The 22,085-nt window shown below is 42.9% G+C and carries 21 protein-coding genes and 1 other annotated feature; of the genes, 13 read left to right on the forward strand and 8 right to left on the reverse strand.

The window, feature by feature from the left end:
• Positions 1–2 precede the first annotated feature (2 nt).
• The 3 genes from proQ to htpX all read left to right on the forward strand — a co-directional run bounded on the left by proQ (position 3) and on the right by htpX (position 4,007).
• Positions 3–704 (forward strand): RNA chaperone ProQ, encoded by a 702-nt coding sequence (gene proQ, locus PTE_RS18160; RefSeq protein ID WP_036849431.1) that lies wholly within the window; start codon positions 3–5, stop codon positions 702–704.
• A gap of 19 nt (positions 705–723) precedes the next feature.
• Positions 724–2,775, forward strand: a complete 2,052-nt coding sequence (gene prc / locus PTE_RS18165; RefSeq protein ID WP_036849434.1) for a carboxy terminal-processing peptidase — start codon at positions 724–726, stop codon at positions 2,773–2,775.
• A gap of 344 nt (positions 2,776–3,119) precedes the next feature.
• On the forward strand, positions 3,120–4,007 hold the full coding sequence (htpX, locus tag PTE_RS18170; RefSeq protein WP_036849435.1) for a protease HtpX: 888 nt from the start codon (positions 3,120–3,122) through the stop codon (positions 4,005–4,007).
• A 72-nt stretch (positions 4,008–4,079) separates the two neighbouring features.
• Here htpX and PTE_RS18175 read toward each other — a convergent pair whose 3' ends face one another.
• From PTE_RS18175 to hxpB, 3 genes are all read right to left on the reverse strand, one after another.
• Positions 4,080–5,471, reverse strand: coding sequence for an L-cystine transporter (locus PTE_RS18175; protein ID WP_036849436.1), 1,392 nt, complete (start codon positions 5,469–5,471; stop codon positions 4,080–4,082).
• A gap of 207 nt (positions 5,472–5,678) precedes the next feature.
• Entirely contained in the window at positions 5,679–6,227 is a 549-nt protein-coding gene (locus tag PTE_RS18180) for a metal-dependent hydrolase (protein WP_036849438.1), read from the reverse strand.
• Positions 6,228–6,450: 223 nt separating this feature from the next.
• Entirely contained in the window at positions 6,451–7,116 is a 666-nt protein-coding gene (hxpB, locus tag PTE_RS18185; RefSeq protein WP_036849440.1) for a hexitol phosphatase HxpB, read from the reverse strand.
• Positions 7,117–7,299: 183 nt separating this feature from the next.
• On the opposite strand from hxpB, the gene PTE_RS18190 reads away from it, so the two are divergent.
• Positions 7,300–7,842, forward strand: coding sequence for a YniB family protein (locus PTE_RS18190; protein WP_036849441.1), 543 nt, complete (start codon positions 7,300–7,302; stop codon positions 7,840–7,842).
• A gap of 54 nt (positions 7,843–7,896) precedes the next feature.
• Here the strand turns inward: PTE_RS18190 and PTE_RS18195 are convergent, their stop codons facing one another.
• From PTE_RS18195 to PTE_RS18215, 5 genes are all read right to left on the reverse strand, one after another.
• Entirely contained in the window at positions 7,897–8,754 is an 858-nt protein-coding gene (locus PTE_RS18195) for a fructosamine kinase family protein (protein WP_036849443.1), read from the reverse strand.
• A gap of 122 nt (positions 8,755–8,876) precedes the next feature.
• A complete protein-coding gene (locus PTE_RS18200; protein ID WP_036849445.1) occupies positions 8,877–9,761 on the reverse strand; it encodes a metal ABC transporter permease in 885 nt (294 codons plus the stop codon).
• Positions 9,758–10,633, reverse strand: coding sequence for a metal ABC transporter permease (locus tag PTE_RS18205; RefSeq protein WP_021324215.1), 876 nt, complete (start codon positions 10,631–10,633; stop codon positions 9,758–9,760). Before PTE_RS18205 ends, PTE_RS18200 begins: the two co-directional genes overlap by 4 nt.
• Positions 10,630–11,526, reverse strand: coding sequence for a manganese/iron ABC transporter ATP-binding protein (locus PTE_RS18210; protein ID WP_036849447.1), 897 nt, complete (start codon positions 11,524–11,526; stop codon positions 10,630–10,632). Before PTE_RS18210 ends, PTE_RS18205 begins: the two co-directional genes overlap by 4 nt.
• Positions 11,523–12,437 carry a metal ABC transporter substrate-binding protein gene (locus PTE_RS18215; protein WP_036849449.1) on the reverse strand — a complete coding sequence of 305 codons (915 nt, stop codon included), beginning with the start codon at positions 12,435–12,437 and terminating at the stop codon, positions 11,523–11,525. Before PTE_RS18215 ends, PTE_RS18210 begins: the two co-directional genes overlap by 4 nt.
• A gap of 220 nt (positions 12,438–12,657) precedes the next feature.
• On the opposite strand from PTE_RS18215, the gene PTE_RS18220 reads away from it, so the two are divergent.
• From PTE_RS18220 to btuC, 9 genes are all read left to right on the forward strand, one after another.
• Positions 12,658–13,329, forward strand: a complete 672-nt coding sequence (locus PTE_RS18220) for a transglycosylase SLT domain-containing protein (protein WP_036849450.1) — start codon at positions 12,658–12,660, stop codon at positions 13,327–13,329.
• Between the two features lie 486 nt (positions 13,330–13,815).
• Entirely contained in the window at positions 13,816–15,744 is a 1,929-nt protein-coding gene (gene thrS, locus PTE_RS18225) for a threonine--tRNA ligase (RefSeq protein ID WP_036849451.1), read from the forward strand.
• Between the two features lie 3 nt (positions 15,745–15,747).
• Positions 15,748–16,287 carry a translation initiation factor IF-3 gene (gene infC, locus PTE_RS23995; protein ID WP_071993001.1) on the forward strand — a complete coding sequence of 180 codons (540 nt, stop codon included), beginning with the start codon at positions 15,748–15,750 and terminating at the stop codon, positions 16,285–16,287.
• Positions 16,288–16,384: 97 nt separating this feature from the next.
• Positions 16,385–16,582, forward strand: a complete 198-nt coding sequence (gene rpmI / locus PTE_RS18235; RefSeq protein ID WP_011146889.1) for a 50S ribosomal protein L35 — start codon at positions 16,385–16,387, stop codon at positions 16,580–16,582.
• 41 nt (positions 16,583–16,623) lie between these two features.
• Complete coding sequence (rplT, locus tag PTE_RS18240; protein ID WP_021323015.1) at positions 16,624–16,980, forward strand: 50S ribosomal protein L20; 357 nt, start codon at positions 16,624–16,626, stop codon at positions 16,978–16,980.
• A gap of 103 nt (positions 16,981–17,083) precedes the next feature.
• Positions 17,084–17,208: a sequence feature (Phe leader region), on the forward strand.
• 85 nt (positions 17,209–17,293) lie between these two features.
• Positions 17,294–18,277, forward strand: a complete 984-nt coding sequence (gene pheS, locus PTE_RS18245) for a phenylalanine--tRNA ligase subunit alpha (protein ID WP_036849454.1) — start codon at positions 17,294–17,296, stop codon at positions 18,275–18,277.
• 14 nt (positions 18,278–18,291) lie between these two features.
• On the forward strand, positions 18,292–20,679 hold the full coding sequence (pheT, locus tag PTE_RS18250; protein WP_036849456.1) for a phenylalanine--tRNA ligase subunit beta: 2,388 nt from the start codon (positions 18,292–18,294) through the stop codon (positions 20,677–20,679).
• A gap of 4 nt (positions 20,680–20,683) precedes the next feature.
• Positions 20,684–20,980 carry an integration host factor subunit alpha gene (gene ihfA, locus PTE_RS18255; protein WP_011146885.1) on the forward strand — a complete coding sequence of 99 codons (297 nt, stop codon included), beginning with the start codon at positions 20,684–20,686 and terminating at the stop codon, positions 20,978–20,980.
• A 65-nt stretch (positions 20,981–21,045) separates the two neighbouring features.
• Positions 21,046–22,053, forward strand: a complete 1,008-nt coding sequence (gene btuC, locus PTE_RS18260) for a vitamin B12 ABC transporter permease BtuC (protein WP_036849457.1) — start codon at positions 21,046–21,048, stop codon at positions 22,051–22,053.
• Positions 22,054–22,085 lie beyond the last annotated feature (32 nt).

Raw genomic sequence — 22,085 nt, forward strand, 5'->3', positions numbered from 1 at the left:
TCATGGAAAATCAACCTAAGTTGAATAGTAGTAAAGAAATTATTGTTTTTTTAGCTGAGCGTTTCCCGCTCTGTTTCGTAGCCGAAGGTGAAGCTCGTCCTTTAAAGATCGGTATTTTTCAGGATATCGTTGAACGTATCCAGGACGAAGAGTGTTTAAGTAAAACACAATTGCGCTCTGCCTTGCGTCTGTATACATCAAGTTGGCGTTATCTGTATGGTGTTAAAGAGGGCGCGCAGCGTGTTGACCTTGATGGTAATTCATGCGGTGAACTGGAGGCGGAACATATTGAACACGCTCTCCAGCAACTGACTGAAGCCAAAGCACGGGTTCAGGCACAGCGTGCGGAGCAAAGAGCTAAAAAACGTGAAGCTGAAAATGCGGCTGCCGGTGAAAAAAATGAACGGCCTGTAGCCAAAAAGCCAGCTCCTCGTCGTCGTGCCAACAATACTGAAGGGGAAAAACGGCAGCCACGCCAACAAAATCGTCCTCAGCAGGCACGTAAACCGGCGGATAAACCTGCTCAACCTGCACCGACTCAGATCGCCGATGTTTCATCGCTGAAAATTGGACAGGAAATTAAAGTAAGAGTGGGTAAAAGCTCGATGGATGCTTCTGTGCTTGAAATCGCCAAAGACGGTGTACGGGTACAATTGCCTTCCGGTTTAGCGATGATTGTACGCGCAGAACACTTACAGTTCTGATACGGAGGCCAACCTGGGCATGAACACATTCGTCAGACTGGCTTTTGTCTTAGGCGTTTCAATTTTTGGTATTTGTTATGCAAATACAAACAGTCCAGTGGTTGTTCCTGTTCGTATTGAGCAACTGCCTGTATTGAAGCAAGAGCCTCAGCACTCAACAGTGAGCGAGCGGGTAACATCCCGCTTCACTCGCTCTCATTATCGTCAATTTGATTTAAATGGTGATTTTTCAGCAAAAATATTTGACCGCTACCTTAATATACTGGACTACAGTCATAACATATTACTGGCGTCAGATGTAGCTCAGTATGCTGATAGGAAAAAGTTGTTAGGCAAGGAATTGGAAAGCGGGAATCTGGAAATCCCGTATGACCTGTTTAATTTGCTGCAAAAACGCCGCTTTGAGCGATATCAGTATGCTTTATCTCGTCTTGAACAGCCAATGAATTTTGGTGGTAATGACACAATTGATGTTGATCGTTCCAAAGCCCCTTGGCCGCAGAATATCGAAGAGTTAAATAAACTTTGGGATGCTAAAATTAAATATGATTGGCTCAATCTCAAACTCACCGGTAAAGACGATAAAGAAATTAAACAAGTGCTGACCAAGCGCTATCAGTCTGCGTTAAAACGCCTGACACAAAGTCAGAGTGAAGATGTTTTCCAATTGATTATGACGGCGTTTGCCCGTGAAATCGATCCTCATACCAATTATCTTTCACCACGCAATACTGAACAGTTTAACTCAGAGATGAGTCTTTCCCTGGAGGGAATTGGTGCTGTTTTACAGATAGATGATGATTATACCGTCATAAATTCTATGGTTGCCGGTGGACCTGCCGCCAAAAGCAAAGCGTTAAAAGTGGGTGATAAGATTATCGGTGTCGCTCAGTCAGGGAAATCCATGGTGGATATTATTGGCTGGCGTCTGGATGATGTGGTTGCACTGATTAAAGGCCCTAAAGGCAGTAAAGTACGGCTTGAGGTTATTTCTGATACCAAAGGGGCAAAACCACGTACTATCACTTTGACTCGTGAACAGATCCGTCTGGAAGATCGGGCAGTGAAGATGTCAGTCAAGACAATTGGTAAGGAAAAAGTGGGCGTTCTTGATATCCCAGGTTTTTACGTTGGCTTGACTGATAATGTTAAAACTCAATTGCAAAAACTGACTAAACAGCATGTCAGTGCTGTTGTTATTGACCTGCGTAGTAATGGTGGTGGTGCGCTGACAGAAGCGGTTTCTTTGTCTGGCCTGTTTCTCCCAAGTGGCCCGGTTGTGCAAGTCAGGGATAATAACGGGAAAATCCGCCAGGATTCCGATACTGATGAGATGGTGTACTACAAAGGGCCTTTGGTTGTTCTGGTAGACCGGTTTAGTGCTTCTGCTTCTGAGATTTTTGCCGCAGCAATGCAGGATTATGGGCGGGCGCTGATTGTTGGTGAGCCAACGTTTGGTAAAGGTACGGTTCAGCAATATCGTTCTTTGAGTCGTATTTACGATCAAATGATGCGTCCTGATTGGCCATCACTGGGTTCTGTTCAGTATACGATTCAAAAATTCTATCGTGTGAATGGTGGTAGTACCCAGCGTAAAGGTGTTACACCTGATATTGTGATGCCAACGGGGATTGATCCGGCGGAAACAGGAGAAAGTTTTGAAGATAATGCTTTGCCTTGGGATAGCGTTCCTCCTGCCCGTTATACGGGGTCTAAAGTTATTGCAGGGTTAGTTCCGCCGTTGAATGTGGCTCATAGTGCCCGCATCGCGGATGATCCAGAGTTCAAATATATCAATGAGGACATTGCGCACTATAAGGCAATGAAAGAGCATAAGAACATTGTTTCTCTTAACTATGCACAAAGAGAGAAAGAGAACAAAGAAGATGATGCTTTAAAACTGAACCGGATTAATGATCGCTTTAAACGCGAGGGTAAAAAATTGTTAACTTCACTGGATGATTTACCTAAAGATTATCAGGGGCCGGATCCTTATCTTGATGAATCAGTGAAAATTGCACTTGATTTATCCCATCAACCTGCTGAGAAAGTGTTAGCTAAATCTAAGTAGAGTCATTTTTAAATAGCTCGTTAACGATGTCTAATACCGTTCACTTGAGATGTTTTGAGTGAACGGTGTATTGGGTTTTTAGTCTCTGCATAAACGGCGCTTTTTGAATTGTTCTCCCTTTTTCAGGAAGGATGAACTGTTTCACATTTTCTCTGTGTTACCGGGTATCAGAGTATTTTGCTTAACCAATTGGTGTTAGGCTGATACCGGTTTTTTTATAATTTTGTAAAGTTGTGTTGATTTTATCGCTTGAAGAGTTCAAAGCCTTGAATATAGCAAGAACAGCCTTATTTATAGATTAACTCTGAAAGTGCATTGATTATTAATAAAGGAAGCCGGTTTTTATGATGCGAATTGCTTTGTTCCTCCTCACTAACCTTGCTGTTATGTTGGTGTTCGGGATAATACTTTCTCTGACAGGAATTCAGGGAAGTAGCGTACAAGGTTTAATGATTATGGCTGGTCTGTTCGGTTTCGGTGGGTCGTTTATTTCCCTGCTGATGTCCAAATGGATGGCTTTGCGTTCTGTTGGTGGTCAGGTCATAGAGCAGCCAGCAAATGAAGTTGAACATTGGTTAGTTGAAACTGTTCGCCGTCAGGCGGAGCAGGTCAATATTACGATGCCACAGGTTGCTATTTATGCTGCACCTGACATTAATGCCTTTGCTACCGGAGCTCGTCGTAATGCTTCTCTGGTCGCTGTTAGTACTGGTCTGTTGGATAATATGAGCAGGGCAGAAGCGGAAGCCGTTATTGCCCATGAGATTAGCCATATCGCTAACGGTGATATGGTGACGATGACTTTGCTGCAAGGGATAGTCAATACCTTCGTTATCTTTATCTCCCGTTTGCTGGCTCAGGTTGTATCAGGTTTTCTGTCTGGCAACAATAGTGAAGAAGAGGGTAACTCTTCTGGTAACCCGATCGTTTACATGGTTGTTTCAATGGTGCTGGAAATCGTATTCGGTATTCTGGCAAGTATTATTACGATGTGGTTCTCCCGTTACCGCGAATTCCATGCAGATGCAGGTTCTGCTAAGTTGGTAGGTCGTGAGAAGATGATTGCTGCTTTACAGCGTCTGAAAACCAGTTATGAGCCGCAGGAAGAAGGCAGTATGATGGCATTCTGTATTAATGGTAAATCCAAGACGTTCAGTGAGCTGTTTCTGTCTCACCCACCATTAGACAAACGTATTGAAGCTCTGCGTAGTGGGCAGTACCTGAATAAATAATATTGTGAATAAGATAAAAAAGCCGAAGAATGATGTATTCCTCGGCTTTTTTTATGATTTTTGAAATTCAAATCATAGCTGATTTAATTCAACTTCATCTTCCTGATTGAAGGTGGTTTTATCAGTTTGCCCCATTAACTGGCTGGTAATTGTACCGGCGGTCATTGAACCACTCACATTCAGCGCAGTACGGCCCATATCAATAAGAGGCTCAACAGAAATCAACAGTGCAATTAGCGTTACAGGTAATCCCATTGCAGGTAAGACAATCAGTGCGGCAAATGTAGCACCGCCACCCACACCAGCAACGCCTGCGGAGCTGATAGTCACAATACCAACCAGTGTTGCAATCCATACAGGATCAAATGGGTTTATGCCTACTGTCGGCGCAACCATGACTGCCAGCATGGCAGGATAAATCCCGGCGCAACCATTCTGACCAATTGTTGAGCCGAAAGATGCTGAGAAACTGGCGATAGATTCCGGTACACCGATACGGCGTGTCTGGGTTTCAACATTCAGTGGGATACTGGCTGCACTTGAACGGCTAGTGAATGCAAAGGTCAATACCGGCCAGATTTTTTTGAAAAATTTAAGTGGATTGATACCGGTGAGAGAGAGCAGAAACCCGTGAGCAACAAACACCAGCGCTAGTGCAATGTAGGATGCGATAACAAAGCTGCCCAGTTTCGCAATTTCGTGGATATTAGAGTTGGCGACAACTTTGGTCATCAGAGCCATAACACCGTATGGCGTCAGGCGCATAACCAGGCGAACCAGTTTCATTGCCCATGCTTGCATAATATCGATAGCGGCTAATACACGTTCACCACGTTCGCGGTCATCTTTCAGCATTTGTAGTGCAGCAATCCCCAGGAAGGTCGCAAAAATAACAACACTGATAACAGATGTTGGATTGGCGCCGGCTAAATCAGCAAATGGGTTTTTAGGAATAAAAGATAAAATTAACTGCGGCACAGACAAATCAGAGATTTTGCCTATGTAGTTGTTTTCGATAGCCGACAGGCGTGCTGTTTCTTGAGTTCCTTGCACCAGACCTTCAGCAGTCAGGCCGAATAGGTTAGTAATAATGATACCGATCAGCGCTGCGATCATCGTAGTGAACAGCAGGCTGCCGATGGTTAGAAAACTGATTTTTCCCAGAGAAGATGCTTTATGCAATCTGGCAACAGCGCTTAGAATAGAGGCAAATACCAGCGGCATAATCACCATTTGCAGAAGTTGTACATAGCCGTTACCTACAATATTGAACCATGAGATTGATTCTTTCAGTATGGTATTATCAGCTCCATAAGTCAGTTGTAGCGCCAGACCAAAAATAACGCCAATGGCGAGGCCAAAAAGAACCTTTTTTGACAGACTCCATTGGTGTGAGCTGGCTTTTGACAATAGCAAAAGCAGTGCTGCGAAAACGAGCACATTTAGAATTAATGGTAAGTTCATCCACAAACTCCAGATTTTAATTATTGAGGGAGTTAAGCTGTATTAATCGAGTTAAGTTATAAACTTATACCCTACAGCAAGTAATTGAGAATATGGTACCAGCTAAGGTTATCGGCTCTTATAATTAAATCGAATTTGATATAATCATCATGGCAATTAAGAGTGATTTTTATGCGATTATAACATTGAAAATATTTTCAAAGGTTATTAAAAATACAGTTTTTTGATGTAATCTATAAAAATAAGTATAGAGTATTCAATATGTTCTGGCAGAAAAACGGCAATGACAACCAGCAAGGCAGAAATAAACCTTTCTGCTTTCTTATTTCCTTGTTTGCCAAGTACAGACAGGCGGAAACGTGTCTTTATTGGCCATAATAACGGTACACCAGCGGGAGTCAGCATATCCGCTACCAGATGACTTAGATAACCAATAATCATGGCATGGAAAAAATCGGTTGGTACAGGCCACTCTTCTGGTATTTTGAGCCAAAGTAAAGCGATACCTAATGCAAGAGCAAGTAAACTGTGAGTGAATCCTCTGTGACCACATAGTTTGGCAATTGGAATTGAGATAAATCTGAATAATCTCCCCAGGGTTGAATTTGGGTGATCTATATCTGGTAACAATGCAGTAAGCAGCACGCCTGGTAGCATATGCAACCAGTCACCATTGGCTATTTCTGGTGTTATTTCAAGTTTGTGCGCCATAATAATACTGGCAACTGAAAATAAAAGATGCCCTTCTGCGGTCATAAATTCCTCTGACTGATAACTGTCTATCCATACAGTTGGCGAAGTATAGTGGGTTTTATGCGGGTAAGATAGGGGGTGAAAAGCAAAAATATCTTATTTATTAATATATAACGTTAATATTTAATTGGATTTTCATTTGACAGAATAAGGAATAAACGCTACGGCGGCTATGTGAGCAATTAGAAACGGCCATTTAAACAGATAATGGCAGCTAAAGTTATGGTCAGATGATATCTGTTACACTTAATTGTTCAAGTGAGCGTAGTTTAATATCTGCTAATATCCAACGTAGATCATCGAAATAATGGGCTGTTGGCACAACGATTGAACACATTCTTGCTGCTTTTGTCGCTATCATTCCATTAAATGAATCTTCCAGAGTCACACAACTTATCGGGGAAACACTCAGTTGTTCAGCAGCGCGCAAATAAACTTCGGGATGGGGTTTACTGTGGGGTAATTTGGCAGCAGAAACGACAGTATTAAAATAATGACTCAAGTTGAACATCTCAAGTACTTGTTCCAGCATATATTGTGGAGAAGCTGAGGCCAGACCGATTTTCAATCCTTGTTCACGGCAAAGGTTTAAAGAATATTCAGCACCTGGGAGCAGGGGATGGTTTTCTTTTACCTGTTTGATTACATAATTTGTAATCCGCTGTTCCACTTCTGATTTTGATGCACCTTGCCACGGAGAAGTTTGGTACCATAGCTCCACAACATGGTCAATACGCAACCCAAGAGTGTCTGGTAGTTTCTTTGCCAAAGATAAATCCAGACCTAATTCACTGAATACTTCTTTTTCTCCTTGGATCCAATATGGTTCAGAGTCAATCAGTAAACCGTCCATATCAAAAATGGCCGCTTTTATTGGTAAATGAAAAGACATGAGTATCTCCCACTGGTCAGACAGTTAGCGAAAGCTGATTGTCGCAATCTCGGCAGATGAAATCTTTTTCTTGTGGGGAACAGGGTAAGAAATGCTTAGTTAATTAAATATAAAGTTAAATTTAATGGTTGATGGGCTATGATTAGCCAAAAATAGAATCTATTTACTGCTATGAGGGGTATCATGACTTACCAAAAAGCCGGATACATCGCTATTATTAAGCGAGTTTTAGGTTGGATGATTTTTATTCCGGCACTCTTATCGACCATCGTTTCTGTGATCAATCTTGCCTGGCTACAGGGTATTAAAGGTGATGGCATTAATGCTGTTTTAGATGATTTTCTGAAAATGATGGCCGAAATGGTGCGCTTTAATACGCCATTTTTGGAATTCTTTTGGAAAAATTCACCAATTCCCGTTCGTTTGTCTGGTTTCACTGGAGAAAATATGAGTTTTCTGATTATTTATTTTCTTATTTTTGTCGGTCTTGCTATGAATGCATCAGGTCAACGTATGTATAGACAAGTGAAATTTGTACGCGAAAATATTGAAGATCAATTGATTATTGAAAAAGTCAAAGATAATGGTGGCCTGACAAGAGAACAGATTGAATCAAGAATCAAACTTCCGCCCCATACATTGTTTAGTCAGATTTATATTTTATATGTTTCACCGGTAATTATCGGTGCAATTTTTTATTTTCTACTGGGAATTTTAGGCTGGTAAATCTTCTGGTTGTGATGGCTGCGGAATGAAGTGTTTCCGCAGCCAGTTGCTTCTTCATTGCATAATATCATCAATAATATCTTGAGCCGTAATAAAATTATCACCACCAAACAGATTACAACGGTTAAGCAAATAATAGAGCTGATATACAGGTTGTCGATCAATAAAATTGGCAGGCAGTGGCCACACACTCTGATAACCATCAAAAATTTGCATTGGTAAATCAGGGTATAACGGCAGCATAGCAAAATCACACTCACGATCTCCCCAATAACAAGCAGGATCGAAAGCAACGGCGTGATCATCCAGAGAAGCGCAATTAGCAGGCCAGAGATCGCCATGTAAGAGAGAGGGCTGTGGTTGGTGATGTTGAAGTTTGTTACTTATGACCCGAACAATATTATCAATATCACCAAATATCATGCCTTTTTCTGCTGCAATCTGTAATTGCCAACCAATTCGTTTCTCTGCATAAAACTGATGCCAGCGTCGTTGCCAACCATTTGGTTGTGGTGTTGTTGCCAGCATATTGTCAAAATCAAAGCCGAATTGGGGTTGCTCACTCCACTGATGAAGTTTTGCCAATTGTTGACCGAAACAATAAGCATTATGTGGGTTAAAAGATTTTAAAGGCAGAAATTCAAGTAACAGAAAACTGTAGTCTCGATCACAGCCAACACCATAAACAGCTGGGACACGAATAGTTTGACTGCGTGCCAGTAGTTCAAGTTGTTCAGATTCTGCTTTGAAGACAGGGAGCATTTCCTTCAGATTTGATTTGACAAAAACTTGCCGCTCGCCATGAATGACTTGCCAGGCTTGATGAATATCGCCTCCAGTTAACGCAGTTTTATCGTGAATCTCGGCAGCACCGAAATATTCATTTAGTAAACGATTTACTGCCTGCCACATGGTTCACCTCTCTAAATCGTCAATCACTTTAATGAACAATTATAGTCAGAGAAAATATATGAGTCGGTAAAAAAGATGATTAGTGGGGTTATATCTTAAAACAGATATAACCCTTTTTGTTATTAATTAGGTTCGTCGGAGACTTGGAGAGTAGCTTGATGGGTTTTATGTTTGAGTTTCATTCTTGCCTGTTTTATCTGGTTGTAACCCAGTGCCAGTGTAAAGAAAATAGCCTGGACAAGAACAATGCATGGCCCTGTTGCTCCATCAATATGGAAACTAATCAATGTACCAAGAACACAGGAACTGACCGACGCAACAGTAGCGACAATTAACATTCGGTCAAAACTACGGCATAACATAAAAGCGATAATCCCGGGCGATATTAACATTGCGATAACCAGAATCATTCCCACGGCTTGCAGGGAAGCGACAATAGTCATTGCCAGCAAACAAAGTAAACCGTAATGCAAAAACTTAACAGGTAACCCTACTACGCGCGCTTGGTTCGGATCAAAGCAATAGAGCATGAAATCTTTACGTTTTAGCAGTACCACAGCCATGGTAATACAGGTAATCCATAATGTTTGATTCAATTCATCTTTAGTGATCCCCAGCATATTACCAAACAGAATATGAGTGAGATGTTGGTCGGTATCTATTCGGGCAAAAAGAACCAAACCAAAAGCAAACATGCCGGAAAAGACGATTCCCATCACAGTATCTTCTTTTATCCGGCTGTGTTCTTTCAGATATCCTGTTGCAAAAGCGCAAAAAATACCAGAAAGAAACGCGCCAATAGCCAGAGGTATCCCGGCAGCGAAAGCCAGTACAATCCCCGGTAATACGGCATGAGAGATAGCATCTCCCATTAACGACCACCCTTTAAGCACCAGGTAACAAGAGAGCATCGCACATACTGCGCCTGTCACAATGGCTGCGAACATTGCCCGTTGCATAAATGGAAACATAAACGGTTCAGTGATCAATTGAATCAACTGATTCATAGCGGTGTCTCCTTAGCCAACGCCACGGATTCTTTTCTGGCACGTATACGGGATGCGACTAATCCGTGTTTTGGTGCAAAGAAGAACGCCAATAGGAAAATAACGGTTTGTAGCGTGACAATAACACCGCCGGTGGCACCATTAAGGAAGAAACTTAAATAAGCACCAAACGCACTGGTCAGAGAACCAATAGCTACTGCAATTATCAATAAGTGTTTAAAACGATCAGTTAGTAAATAGGCGGTTGCTCCTGGAGTTACTACCATTGCAATGACCAGAATAGCGCCGACAGTTTGTAAGGCAGCAACGGTACAGGCACTCAGTAAAGTAAAAAAAATGATTTTCATCCGTAAGGGAGATAAGCCAATAGAACGTGCATGGGTTTCGTCGAAGAACACAACTAGCAAATCTTTCCAAATAAGCATTAACACGATAAATGAAACTGCAATGATAATTTCAACCTGGAGAACATCTTCATCAGCGATACCGAGGATATTACCGAGAATAATGGTTTGCACGTTAACGGATGTGGGGTTGAGAGAAACGATTAATAAGCCGGCAGCAAAGAAAGTAGAAAATATAAACCCGATCACCGCATCTTCACGTAAGCGAGTGATATGGCGAACGAGAGTCATTGATAGCGCTGCCAGCATGCCGGTAAAAAAAGCGCCACCTGCATAAGGAAGACCCAGTGCGTACGCACCGGCGACACCAGGCACAACCGAGTGAGAGAGAGCGTCTCCCATCAGTGACCAGCCTTTTAGCATCAGATAGGCAGAAAGAAAGGCACAAACGGCACCGACAATTGAACTGACCCAGATAGCTTTCACCATGTAGTTATAGTGAAAAGGTTGCAGCAAAAGTTCTATCATGGTTTATGTTTCTCCTTTTGCTGGGTTTGCCTCGGTGGAACATGGTGATCTTGACCGTAAAACACCGCTGCACGTTCATCATCAGTAATAACCGTCAGGGAACGTGGATCATCATCATTATGCAACTCCGGCCCGGATAGATTAATGTGACGAAGTACTCCACCAAAAGTCATCTCCAAATTCTTCTGGGTGAACGTTGTTTCTGTCGGGCCACTTGCCAGAACAGTTCGGTTGATCAGGATAACGTGGTCACAGAATTCGGGAACACTGCCAAGGTTGTGTGTTGAGACTAAAACCAGATGACCCTCATCACGTAAATCACACAGCAGGTCAATGATGGCATTTTCTGTTTTTACATCAACACCGGTAAAAGGTTCATCCAGTAACAGAACTTTTCCTTCCTGAGCCAGCGCTCTTGCAAGAAAAACCCGTTTTTTTTGCCCTCCTGAAAGCTCTCCAATCTGCCGGTTGCGCAGAGCCGTTAAGCCAACACGTTCAAGTGCTTCATCAACAGCTTGGTGATCCTTTTTGCCTGGGATTCTCAAAAATCCCATTTTGCCGTAGCGGCCCATCATAACGACATCAGAAACCAGTACCGGGAAGTTCCAGTCAACTTCTTCTGTTTGAGGTACATACGCGATGATATTTTTCTTTAATGCACTTTTGACAGGCATATCGCTTAGGGTAACTTTCCCTTGAGATGGGTTTACCAGCCCCATAATGGTCTTAAACAGTGTGGACTTACCACTGCCATTAATGCCAACCAATGCACAGATAGTACCGCCGGTGATAGAAAAACTGGCGTCATAAATAGCAGTGTGGCCGTTGTTATAAGTCACAGTGGCGTCATCAACCACTAAATGAGGACGCTCAAACAGCATATTGCTATTCATTGATTAAATCCTTTTGCGATTGTATCTACAGTTTTGTTCAGTAAATCAATATAAGTGGGTACTGGCCCGTCACTGCCGGAGAGTGAATCTACATAAAGAACGCCACCATAACGGGCATCGGTTTCTTTGCTGACTTGTTTGGCTGGTTTATCGGAAATGGTACTTTCGCTAAACACCACCGGGATCTTATTTGCTCTTACTGTATCAATCACATGACGAACTTGTTGTGGTGAACCTTGTTCTTCCGCATTGATTGGCCACAGATAAACTTCCTTAAATTGATAATCTTTAGCCAGATAGCTAAAAGCCCCTTCACTGGTGACTAACCAACGTTGATCCTGTGGAATACGGGCAAGACGCTCTCTCAGTGGAGAATCCAGTTGGGCGATTTTTTCAGCATAGGCTTTGGCATTCCTATTATAATTTTCTGTATTTTCAGGATCATATTTCACAAATGCTTTGCGGATATTTTCAATATAAACCAAAGCATTGGTGGGTGACATCCAGGCGTGAGGGTTAGGGTTTCCGTTGTAAGGCCCTTCACGAATAGGTAATGGTGTAATGCCTTCAGTGATGACAACGGCGGGCACATCTTTGAGGTTTTCAAAGAAACGTTCGAACCAGCGTTCCAGATTCAATCCATTCCAAAGGATCAAATCAGCATGTTGAGATTTTATAATATCTTTGGGAGTAGGCTGATAATCATGGATTTCAGCACCCGGTTTAGTAATTGATTCAACAATTGCAGCATCACCTGCTACATTTTGAGCTATATCCTGAATGATAGTAAAAGTGGTGACGACTTTGAATTTTTTGGCGGCGGATACCTGCTGGCTAAATAAGATTATGGATAAGAGAATCAATACGATTCCTGATATAGGGTAAGGAAGCAGAGAGAGTTTCTTTTTCATGAATTCAAACCTTTACTTGTTATAAATATGTATATGATAACGATTATCAATATCATTTAAGTAAAGTCAAGATTATAAAATTTAGAAACAGAGATTATTACAATAGTCACTTCATATGATATGAACATGAATAGAGTTAAAAGTTAAGTAAAATATTTTTGGGTTGTGAGTGAAATTGTATATGCTGCGCTGTAGTAGATTTGATCCAGAGGATTAAAGGGTGAAATTAAGACTCAGCTTTGTGGCACTGATTGTGCTATTAGTCGGTTGTGCTGGAAGGAATGCCCAGCAAACCAATATCGGAAAACAGTCAGGTCAGCAACGTATGCTCAGTGGTAGCTCTGCTAATGTAGCTGGGTTTTCTTCTTTCCCGCCGACACCTTTTGATACATTTATTCAACAGGCATCCAATCGGTACGGTATTGATGAAACGCTTATCAGGGCGATTATTCAAGTTGAATCAGGTTTCCGCCCCGATGCCGTCAGTAAATCGAATGCAATTGGCCTTATGCAAATTAAAGCATCAACAGCAGGACGGGATGTGTATCGACAGAAGGGGCGTTCTGGTCAGCCGACAACCCGCGAGTTGAAAGATCCTAAAACCAATATTGATCTTGGTACTGCTTATATTAGTCTTCTAAAAGAGCAGCATTTGGCGGGTATTGATAATCCGGAGACGCTCTACTATGCCACTATCGTTGCTTACGTCAATGGTGCAGGTGCGCTCTTGCGCACTTTTAGTGCTGACCGTCAGTTAGCCGTTAATAAAATAAATCGGATGACACCGGATGAGTTTTATCAGCATGTCAAGGATAATCATCCGGCACCTCAGGCTCCACGCTATTTGTGGAAAGTGAAGAATGCTTACCGTTCATTGACTATGGCAGATTAGATTAAAGAGCTGACAATAATGGCTATTCCATTTCGAATGAGTTTTTCTGAAATATATATTTGATTATGATTATATTCAGTGAGAACTGGGAACCGCCATTACTGTTTACTCATGTTTCCTATAAGATTTTTTCAAGACTTGCATTGATTTCAATATCCAGCTGGCGATATCTATTCCGCTCTGTAATAAGAGCAGAAATCGTGTTTTTTCGTTGTTGCTATGATCGTGTTATTGATGCAGTGGATTATTGAGGCTGTATGTCCTTTGATTTTGTGATTAAACATAGTCGTGACCTGAATGTTTGTTGGTGGTATATTTTCGCGATGTTTCGGTATCAAAGGCAGTCACTTTTTACATCGTGTACCAATCTTAGTACCAAACTTTAATGGATTGACTAGATAATAATTTAAATCGTTATTTTAGTTGAATATCGAACTCCTTCAAGTGACCTTTCGTGCGGGTCACCACTGTAGATAAGGATTTTAAATGCCTGTTATTACTCTTCCTGACGGTAGCCAACGTCAGTTTGATCGTGCCGTTTCTGTAATGGATGTTGCCTGTGATATTGGTCCAGGTTTAGCGAAAGCATGTATTGCTGGCCGCGTAAATGGTGAGTTGGTGGATGCCTGTGAATTAATCGATTCTGATGCAAAACTGGCTATTATTACCAGTAAAGATGAGGAAGGGCTGGAAATTATCCGCCATTCATGCGCACATCTGTTGGGCCATGCGATTAAGCAATTATGGCCAGATACTAAAATGGCCATCGGACCTGTCATTGATAATGGTTTTTACTATGATGTCGATCTTGGCCGTGCCCTGACGCAGGAAGATATTGAGCTGCTTGAAAAACGCATGTTGGAGCTTGCTAAAAAAGACTATGACGTCATCAAGAAAAAAGTGAGTTGGCAAGAAGCTCGTGATACGTTCGTCGCCCGTGGTGAGGATTACAAAGTACAGATTTTGGATGACAACATTGGTCGTGATGATCACCCTGGTCTGTATAATCATGAAGAATATGTTGACATGTGCCGTGGTCCACATGTGCCAAATATGCGTTTTTGTCATCATTTTAAATTGCAGAAAGTGGCAGGGGCATACTGGCGTGGGGACAGCAACAATAAAATGTTGCAACGGATATACGGTACTGCGTGGGCTGATAAGAAACAGCTCAACACTTATCTGCAACGCTTGGAAGAAGCCGCTAAACGTGACCATCGTAAAATTGGTAAACAGCTAGATTTGTACCACATGCAGGAAGAAGCGCCGGGTATGGTATTCTGGCATAATGATGGCTGGACTATTTTCCGTGAACTTGAAACTTTCGTGCGCACTAAACTGAAAGAATATCAATATCAGGAAGTTAAAGGTCCATTTATGATGGACCGTGTGATGTGGGAAAAAACGGGTCACTGGGAAAACTATGGTGAGCATATGTTTACCACTTCTTCAGAGAACCGTGAATATTGCGTTAAACCCATGAATTGTCCAGGGCACATTCAGATTTTTAACCAAGGTTTAAAATCTTATCGTGACTTGCCTTTACGTATGGCTGAGTTCGGTAGCTGTCACCGTAATGAACCGTCGGGTGCATTACATGGTTTGATGCGTGTTCGTGGTTTTACTCAGGATGATGCTCATATCTTCTGTACAGAAGAGCAAATTCATCGGGAAGTGAGCAGCTGCATTAAGATGGTGTACGACGTTTACAGCACTTTTGGTTTTGAAAAAATCGTTGTTAAGCTATCGACCCGTCCGGAAAAACGCATTGGTACTGAAGAACAATGGAGCCAGGCCGAGGAAGCTTTGGCGGCAGCGCTGCAAGAAAACGGTGTTCAGTTTGAGTATCAGCCAGGTGAAGGCGCTTTTTACGGACCAAAAATTGAATTTACTTTGCATGATTGTTTGGATCGTGCGTGGCAATGTGGTACTGTGCAGCTTGACTTTTCACTACCGGGCCGTTTGAGTGCGTCCTACGTAGGTGAAAACAACGAACGTAAGGTTCCTGTAATGATTCACCGTGCGGTTCTGGGTTCACTGGAACGGTTTATCGGCATCCTGACTGAGGAATATGCGGGTTTCTTCCCGACATGGATTGCTCCGCAGCAGGTAGTTGTGATGAATATCACAGATAGCCAGGCTGATTATGTACAGGAATTAGCAAAAAAACTTCAAGATGCAGGCATCCGTGCAAAAGCAGACTTGAGAAACGAGAAGATTGGTTTTAAAATCCGTGAACACACTCTGCGTCGTGTTCCTTATATGCTTGTTTGTGGTGAAAAAGAGGTCGAATCAGGAAAAATTTCTGTTCGAACCCGCCGCGGTAAGGATTTAGGTAGCATTGATGTTAACGAGTTCATCGAAAAACTGCTGATAGAAATACGCAGTCGCAATCTTCATCAATTGGAGGAATAAAGTATTAAAGGCGGAAAAAGAATTCAAACGGCGCGTCCTAATCGCATTAATGGAGAAATTCGCGCTTCTGAAGTTCGTTTAACAGGTTTAGATGGCGAACAGATTGGCATCGTCAATCTGAGAGAAGCTCTTGAAAAAGCTGAGGAAGCGGGTGTTGATTTAGTTGAAATCAGCCCGAATGCCGAGCCGCCGGTTTGCCGTATCATGGATTACGGCAAGTTCCTCTATGAGAAGAGTAAGTCAATCAAAGAACAGAAGAAAAAACAAAAGGTTATTCAGGTTAAGGAAATTAAATTCCGTCCTGGTACTGATGAAGGCGACTATCAGGTCAAACTACGCAACCTGATTCGTTTTCTAGAAGATGGCGATAAAGCCAAAATCACCCTGCGTTTCCGTGGGCGTGAAATGGCGCACCAACAGATTGGTGTCGAAATGCTTAACCGCATTCGCGCCGATCTGGATGAACTGGCAGTGGTCGAATCCTTCCCATCGAAGATTGAAGGCCGTCAGATGATAATGGTGCTCGCTCCTAAGAAGAAATAGTCGGGCAATCAAGTAATAAGCTCCAGCCGGTTCGTCTGGTTGGGGCTTATTCGCCTGACTGATTCGTTATAATTAACAATGCGAAGTGGAAATTAAAATGCCAAAGATTAAAACAGTACGCGGCGCCGCTAAACGCTTTAAAAAAACTGCAAGTGGTGGTTTTAAGCGTAAACGCGCTAACCTTCGTCACATTCTGACTAAGAAATCAACCAAACGTAAACGTCATTTACGTCCAAAAGGCATGGTCTCCAAAGGTGATCTGGGCTTGGTTGTTGCTTGTCTGCCGTACGCATAAGCAATTTTTAGATTAGAATTTAGAGACGATAGGAGAAGTATATGGCTCGTGTAAAACGTGGTGTTGTCGCCCGTGCACGTCACAAGAAAATTTTAAAGCAAGCGAAAGGTTACTATGGTGCCCGTTCGCGCGTTTACCGTGTTGCCTTCCAGGCAGTAATCAAAGCAGGGCAGTACGCTTACCGTGACCGTCGTCAGCGTAAACGTCAGTTCCGTCAACTGTGGATTGCACGTATCAACGCTGCTGCACGTCAGAATGGTCTGTCCTACAGCCGTTTCATTGATGGCCTGAAAAAGGCTTCTGTTGAAATCGACCGTAAGATCTTGGCTGACATCGCTGTGTTTGACAAAGTGGCGTTTGCTGCTTTAGTTGAAAAAGCGAAAAGCGCTCTGGCATAAGTTAGAGTAGTGAGAGGGGGAGCATGCTCCCTCTTTTACCTTGTTTGAAAATGTGGCTTACTAAAGCGTCGTTGTCAGAAAACATATTTTTCCTGAGAGAACCAATATTATGTCTTTAGCTTTTTTTCGCTTCTTTTTTTATTTTAGCGCCTGAATTCAGGGGGCTTTGCGCGTAAGAAAAGAAACGAAAAGTAGCGCCTGAGCCTCCGTTGTGGAGGCTTTTTTGTTTTTATCACATAAAAATAGAAGCAGGTTTATAGAGTCATTAACGATCATTATTAGCAGGCCGTTAGGCCGAAGGAAGAGGAAAACGATGCCACATCTCGCTGAATTGGTTGCAAATGCAAAAGCAGCCATAGAAGATGCCCAGGATGTTGCTGCGTTGGATTTGGTGCGTGTTGAATATTTAGGCAAAAAAGGCCATTTAACTCTCCAAATGTCATCGCTGCGTGATCTGCCGGCCGAAGAACGTCCAGCCGCAGGGGCGGTTATTAATCAGGCGAAGCAGGAAGTCCAGGAAGTTTTGAATGCCTGTAAAGAAAAACTGGAGACTGACCTCCTGAACTTCCGTTTAGCCGCAGAGAAGATTGATGTATCTCTGCCTGGTCGCCGTATGGAAAATGGTGGATTACACCCGGTTAACCGTACAATAGAGCGTATTGAAACTTTCTTTGGTGAATTAGGTTTTTCTGTAGAATCAGGCCCTGAAATTGAAGATGATTATCACAATTTCGATGCATTGAATATTCCTGCCCACCATCCTGCACGCGCTGATCATGATACTTTCTGGTTTGATGCCAAACGTCTGTTGCGTACTCAGACTTCTGGTGTTCAGGTCCGGACTATGCATAACCAACAGCCGCCCATTCGTGTCATTGCACCTGGCCGTGTATATCGTAATGACTACGATCAGACCCATACGCCCATGTTCCATCAGGTGGAAGGTTTGATTATTGATCGTGACATCAGTTTTACCAATCTGAAAGGGACGTTGCACGATTTCCTGACTAACTTCTTTGAAGAAGACTTGCAAGTTCGTTTCCGTCCTTCTTACTTTCCATTTACAGAACCTTCGGCGGAAGTTGACGTAATGGGTAAAAACGGCAAATGGCTGGAAGTGTTGGGCTGCGGTATGGTTCATCCTAATGTGCTGAATAATGTTGGCCTTGATCCTGAAATTTATTCTGGTTTTGCTTTTGGCATGGGGGTGGAGCGCCTGACAATGTTGCGTTACGGTGTAACTGACTTGCGTGCGTTCTTCGAAAATGATTTGCGTTTTCTCAAACAGTTTAAATAAGGCGGGAATATCTCATGAAATTCAGTGAACTCTGGTTGCGCGAGTGGGTAAACCCAGCCATTGACAGTGAAGAATTATCGGATCAAATCACCATGGTTGGTTTGGAAGTTGATGGCACTGAAGCTGTTGCTGGTCAATTCCATGGTGTGGTTGTCGGCGAAGTTGTTGAATGTGACCAGCATCCAAATGCGGATAAATTACGGGTTACAAAAGTGAATGTCGGTGGTGATCGCCTATTGGATATCGTTTGTGGCGCACCGAACTGCCGTTTGGGGTTGAAAGTTGCAGTAGCTACAGTGGGTGCTGTGCTGCCAGGTGATTTCAAAATCAAAGCGGCTAAACTGCGTGGAGAGCCTTCTGAAGGAATGCTGTGTTCTTTCTCTGAACTGAGTATTTCTGAAGATCACGACGGTATTATTGAATTACCCATTGATGCGCCTTTAGGTGTTGATTTGCGTGAATATCTGAAGCTGGATGATAGCGTCATCGAGATCAGTATTACACCTAACCGTGCTGATTGCCTGAGTATTATGGGGGTTGCACGTGATGTGGCAGTCGCTAATAAAATGCCATTATCTGTACCGCAAATTGAGGCAGTAAAGCCAACAACAGATACTGTTTTTCCTATTCATGTTGAAGCAACAGAAGCTTGCCCTCGTTACTTGGGGCGGGTAATCGAAAAAATCAAAGTGAAAGCGACAACGCCATTGTGGATGCGTGAAAAACTGCGTCGTGGTGGTATCCGCTCTATCGATCCGATTGTCGATGTGACTAACTATGTGTTGCTTGAATTAGGTCAACCATTGCATGCATTCGATTTAGAACGCTTAAATGGTTCAATCATTGTGCGTATGGCGAAACCGGATGAAAAACTCGTTTTGTTGGATGGCACAGAAGCCAAGCTTTCTGCTGATACTCTGGTTATTTCTGATGAAAAACAAGCCATTGCAATGGCGGGTATTTTTGGTGGTGAACATTCAGGTGTGAATGAAGAAACTCAAAATATTTTACTTGAATGCGCGTTTTTTGCACCTTTGGCGATTGCTGGTCGTGCTCGTCGTTATGGTTTACATACTGACGCATCTCATCGCTATGAGCGCGGTGTTGATCCTCAATTACAGCACCAGGCAATGGAGAGAGCGACCCAACTGCTGATAGATATTTGTGGTGGTGAAGCAGGCCCGATCATTGATATTACTGATGAATCTCAATTACCAAAACCTGCGACAATCACACTGCGCCGTGAAAAATTGGATCGTTTGATTGGTCACTGTGTGCCTGATGAGCAAGTTGGTGATATCTTGACCCGTTTAGGTTGTAAAGTCACTGTTCAGGAAAACTGCTGGCAGTCGATTGCACCAAGCTGGCGTTTTGACATGGAGATTGAAGAAGATTTGGTGGAAGAAGTTGCCCGTATTTACGGTTACAACAATATTCCAGATGTACCAATGCGCGCAGATCTCCTCATGAAAAAACACCGCGAAGCGGATCTTTCCCTGAAACGTGTTAAAACCATGCTGGTTGACAGGGGTTATCAGGAAGCGATCACCTACAGCTTTGTTGATCCCAAAACTCAGGCATTGTTGCATCCACAGCAACAAGCATTGATGCTGCCTAACCCAATTTCAGCGGACATGTCTGCAATGCGTTTATCTTTGCTGACGGGTTTGCTGACAACTGTGGTGTATAACCAGAATCGCCAGCAAAACCGTGTACGTCTGTTTGAAACCGGCTTGCGTTTTGTTCCTGATGAAAATGCGGGGCAGGGTATTCGCCAGGAGCTGATGTTAGGTGGTGTCATTGCCGGCAATCGTTTTGAAGAGCATTGGTCACTGGAAAAACAATCTATCGATTTTTTCGATATGAAAGGCGATTTGGAAGCTATTCTGGAATTAACTGGAAAATTATCTAAGATTTCTTTTAGAGCAGATGTCAATCCGGCGTTGCACCCAGGTCAGAGTGCCGGGATTTATCTGGAAAATGAATACATCGGATACATTGGTGTTATCCATCCAGAATTAGAGCGTAAACTTGACTTAAATGGTCGTACCGTAGTATTTGAAATACTCTGGAACAAGCTGTCAGACCGCGTGGTTCCTGACGCGAAAGAGATTTCACGCTTTCCGTCAAACCGTCGTGATATCGCAATTGTGGTGCCTGAAAACGTTGCTGTAGAAGATGTTTTGGCAGAATGCAAGAAAGTTGGCGTAAATCATATAGTTGGCATAAACTTGTTTGACGTGTATTGTGGTAAAGGTATAGCTGAGGGTCATAAGAGCCTTGCTATAAGTTTTATCTTGCAGGATACCGCATGTACACTGGAAGAAGAAGAGATTGCTGCAACTGTCAATAGATGTGTTGCAGCACTGAAACAGCGATTCCAAGCATCCTTGAGGGACTGAACCTATGGCGCTTACTAAAGCTGAAATGTCAGAAAATCTGTTTGAGAAACTGGGAATTAGCAAGCGTGATGCTAAAGATCTGGTTGAATTGTTCTTTGAAGAAGTGCGTCGTTCTTTGGAGAATGGTGAGCAGGTAAAATTGTCTGGATTTGGCAACTTTGATTTACGGGATAAAAACCAACGTCCGGGACGTAATCCTAAGACGGGTGAAGATATTCCGATTACAGCTCGCCGAGTAGTGACATTCCGTCCTGGTCAGAAGTTAAAAAGCAGGGTTGAGAAAGCCACACCTAAGGAATAATCAAAAAGGCCGCATTAATAGCGGCCTTTTTCTTATAAAGATCCTCTCTCATGAGCTGATTTCCAATGCAACCCACCTATTCCATTGCTGAGTTAGTGACTCGTCAGAAAAGGCGTGATTACCGCTTTCTGGCAATTCTCGCGTGCCTATTTCTATTTGTTTTTTTTCTCTCACTTTGTGCTGGGGAAAATTGGATATGGCCTGATAAGTGGTTTTCTGAAACGGGTCAATTGTTTGTGTGGCAACTACGTTTTCCCCGTGTTCTGGCTGTCGTTGCGGTAGGCGCAAGCCTGACTGTGGCGGGGGCGGTGATGCAGGCACTGTTTGAAAATCCGCTGGCCGAACCGGGATTATTGGGGATCAGTAATGGCGCCAGTGTGGTGGTTGTGTTTTTGGTGCTAATGTTCCACGGTATTACGCCATTCTGGTTGTTGAGTATTGGCGCTGTGTTGGGCGCGCTCACTGTCACCATGATATTACTGACCTTTTCAAGAAAGCGTCATCTGAATAATGCCCGTTTGTTATTGGTGGGTGTCGCTTTCGGTGTCGTCTCCGGTGCATTGATGACATGGATGGTTTATTTTAGTACCAGTCTGGATTTGCGCCAGCTAATGTATTGGATGATGGGCAGTTTCAGTGGGATAGACTGGCGACAGCAATGGTTGGTTGTTGCTTTGTTTCCTTTAATTATTTGGTTGAGCAGTCAAGGAAAAGTACTTAATTTTCTTTCATTGGGAGAAACAACGTCTCAACAGTTAGGTATTTCACTTTATCGCTGGCGTAATCTGTTTGTATGCGCGATTGGATTGCTGGTGGGGTTAAGTGTTGCACTTGCCGGAACCATCAGCTTTATTGGTCTGGTGATTCCGCATATTTTACGTTTATGTGGCCTGACAGATTATAAAACTTTACTGCCTGCATGTGTTCTGGCAGGCGGCTATGGATTATTGTTGGCTGATTTACTTTCTCGCCTTAGCCTGACGAATGCAGAAGTACCGATTGGTGTTGTGACTGCAACATTAGGAGCGCCGGTATTCATCTGGTTATTATTAAAAGTCAGAGACTGGAGTTAAGCAAGTGAATGATGCGAAAATCACCAGCCAGT

This window comes from Photorhabdus khanii NC19, from assembly GCF_000517265.1.
GTDB classification, from domain to species: Bacteria; Pseudomonadota; Gammaproteobacteria; order Enterobacterales; family Enterobacteriaceae; genus Photorhabdus; species Photorhabdus khanii.

Coding starts and splice junctions, on each gene's coding strand:
- proQ (WP_036849431.1), top strand. CDS start 3: ATGGAAAATCAACCTAAGTTGAATAGTAGTAAAGAAATTATTGTTTTT.
- prc (WP_036849434.1), top strand. CDS start 724: ATGAACACATTCGTCAGACTGGCTTTTGTCTTAGGCGTTTCAATTTTT.
- htpX (WP_036849435.1), top strand. CDS start 3,120: ATGATGCGAATTGCTTTGTTCCTCCTCACTAACCTTGCTGTTATGTTG.
- PTE_RS18175 (WP_036849436.1), bottom strand. CDS start 5,471: ATGAACTTACCATTAATTCTAAATGTGCTCGTTTTCGCAGCACTGCTT.
- PTE_RS18180 (WP_036849438.1), bottom strand. CDS start 6,227: ATGACCGCAGAAGGGCATCTTTTATTTTCAGTTGCCAGTATTATTATG.
- hxpB (WP_036849440.1), bottom strand. CDS start 7,116: ATGTCTTTTCATTTACCAATAAAAGCGGCCATTTTTGATATGGACGGT.
- PTE_RS18190 (WP_036849441.1), top strand. CDS start 7,300: ATGACTTACCAAAAAGCCGGATACATCGCTATTATTAAGCGAGTTTTA.
- PTE_RS18195 (WP_036849443.1), bottom strand. CDS start 8,754: ATGTGGCAGGCAGTAAATCGTTTACTAAATGAATATTTCGGTGCTGCC.
- PTE_RS18200 (WP_036849445.1), bottom strand. CDS start 9,761: ATGAATCAGTTGATTCAATTGATCACTGAACCGTTTATGTTTCCATTT.
- PTE_RS18205 (WP_021324215.1), bottom strand. CDS start 10,633: ATGATAGAACTTTTGCTGCAACCTTTTCACTATAACTACATGGTGAAA.
- PTE_RS18210 (WP_036849447.1), bottom strand. CDS start 11,526: ATGAATAGCAATATGCTGTTTGAGCGTCCTCATTTAGTGGTTGATGAC.
- PTE_RS18215 (WP_036849449.1), bottom strand. CDS start 12,437: ATGAAAAAGAAACTCTCTCTGCTTCCTTACCCTATATCAGGAATCGTA.
- thrS (WP_036849451.1), top strand. CDS start 13,816: ATGCCTGTTATTACTCTTCCTGACGGTAGCCAACGTCAGTTTGATCGT.
- rpmI (WP_011146889.1), top strand. CDS start 16,385: ATGCCAAAGATTAAAACAGTACGCGGCGCCGCTAAACGCTTTAAAAAA.
- rplT (WP_021323015.1), top strand. CDS start 16,624: ATGGCTCGTGTAAAACGTGGTGTTGTCGCCCGTGCACGTCACAAGAAA.
- pheS (WP_036849454.1), top strand. CDS start 17,294: ATGCCACATCTCGCTGAATTGGTTGCAAATGCAAAAGCAGCCATAGAA.
- pheT (WP_036849456.1), top strand. CDS start 18,292: ATGAAATTCAGTGAACTCTGGTTGCGCGAGTGGGTAAACCCAGCCATT.
- ihfA (WP_011146885.1), top strand. CDS start 20,684: ATGGCGCTTACTAAAGCTGAAATGTCAGAAAATCTGTTTGAGAAACTG.
- btuC (WP_036849457.1), top strand. CDS start 21,046: ATGCAACCCACCTATTCCATTGCTGAGTTAGTGACTCGTCAGAAAAGG.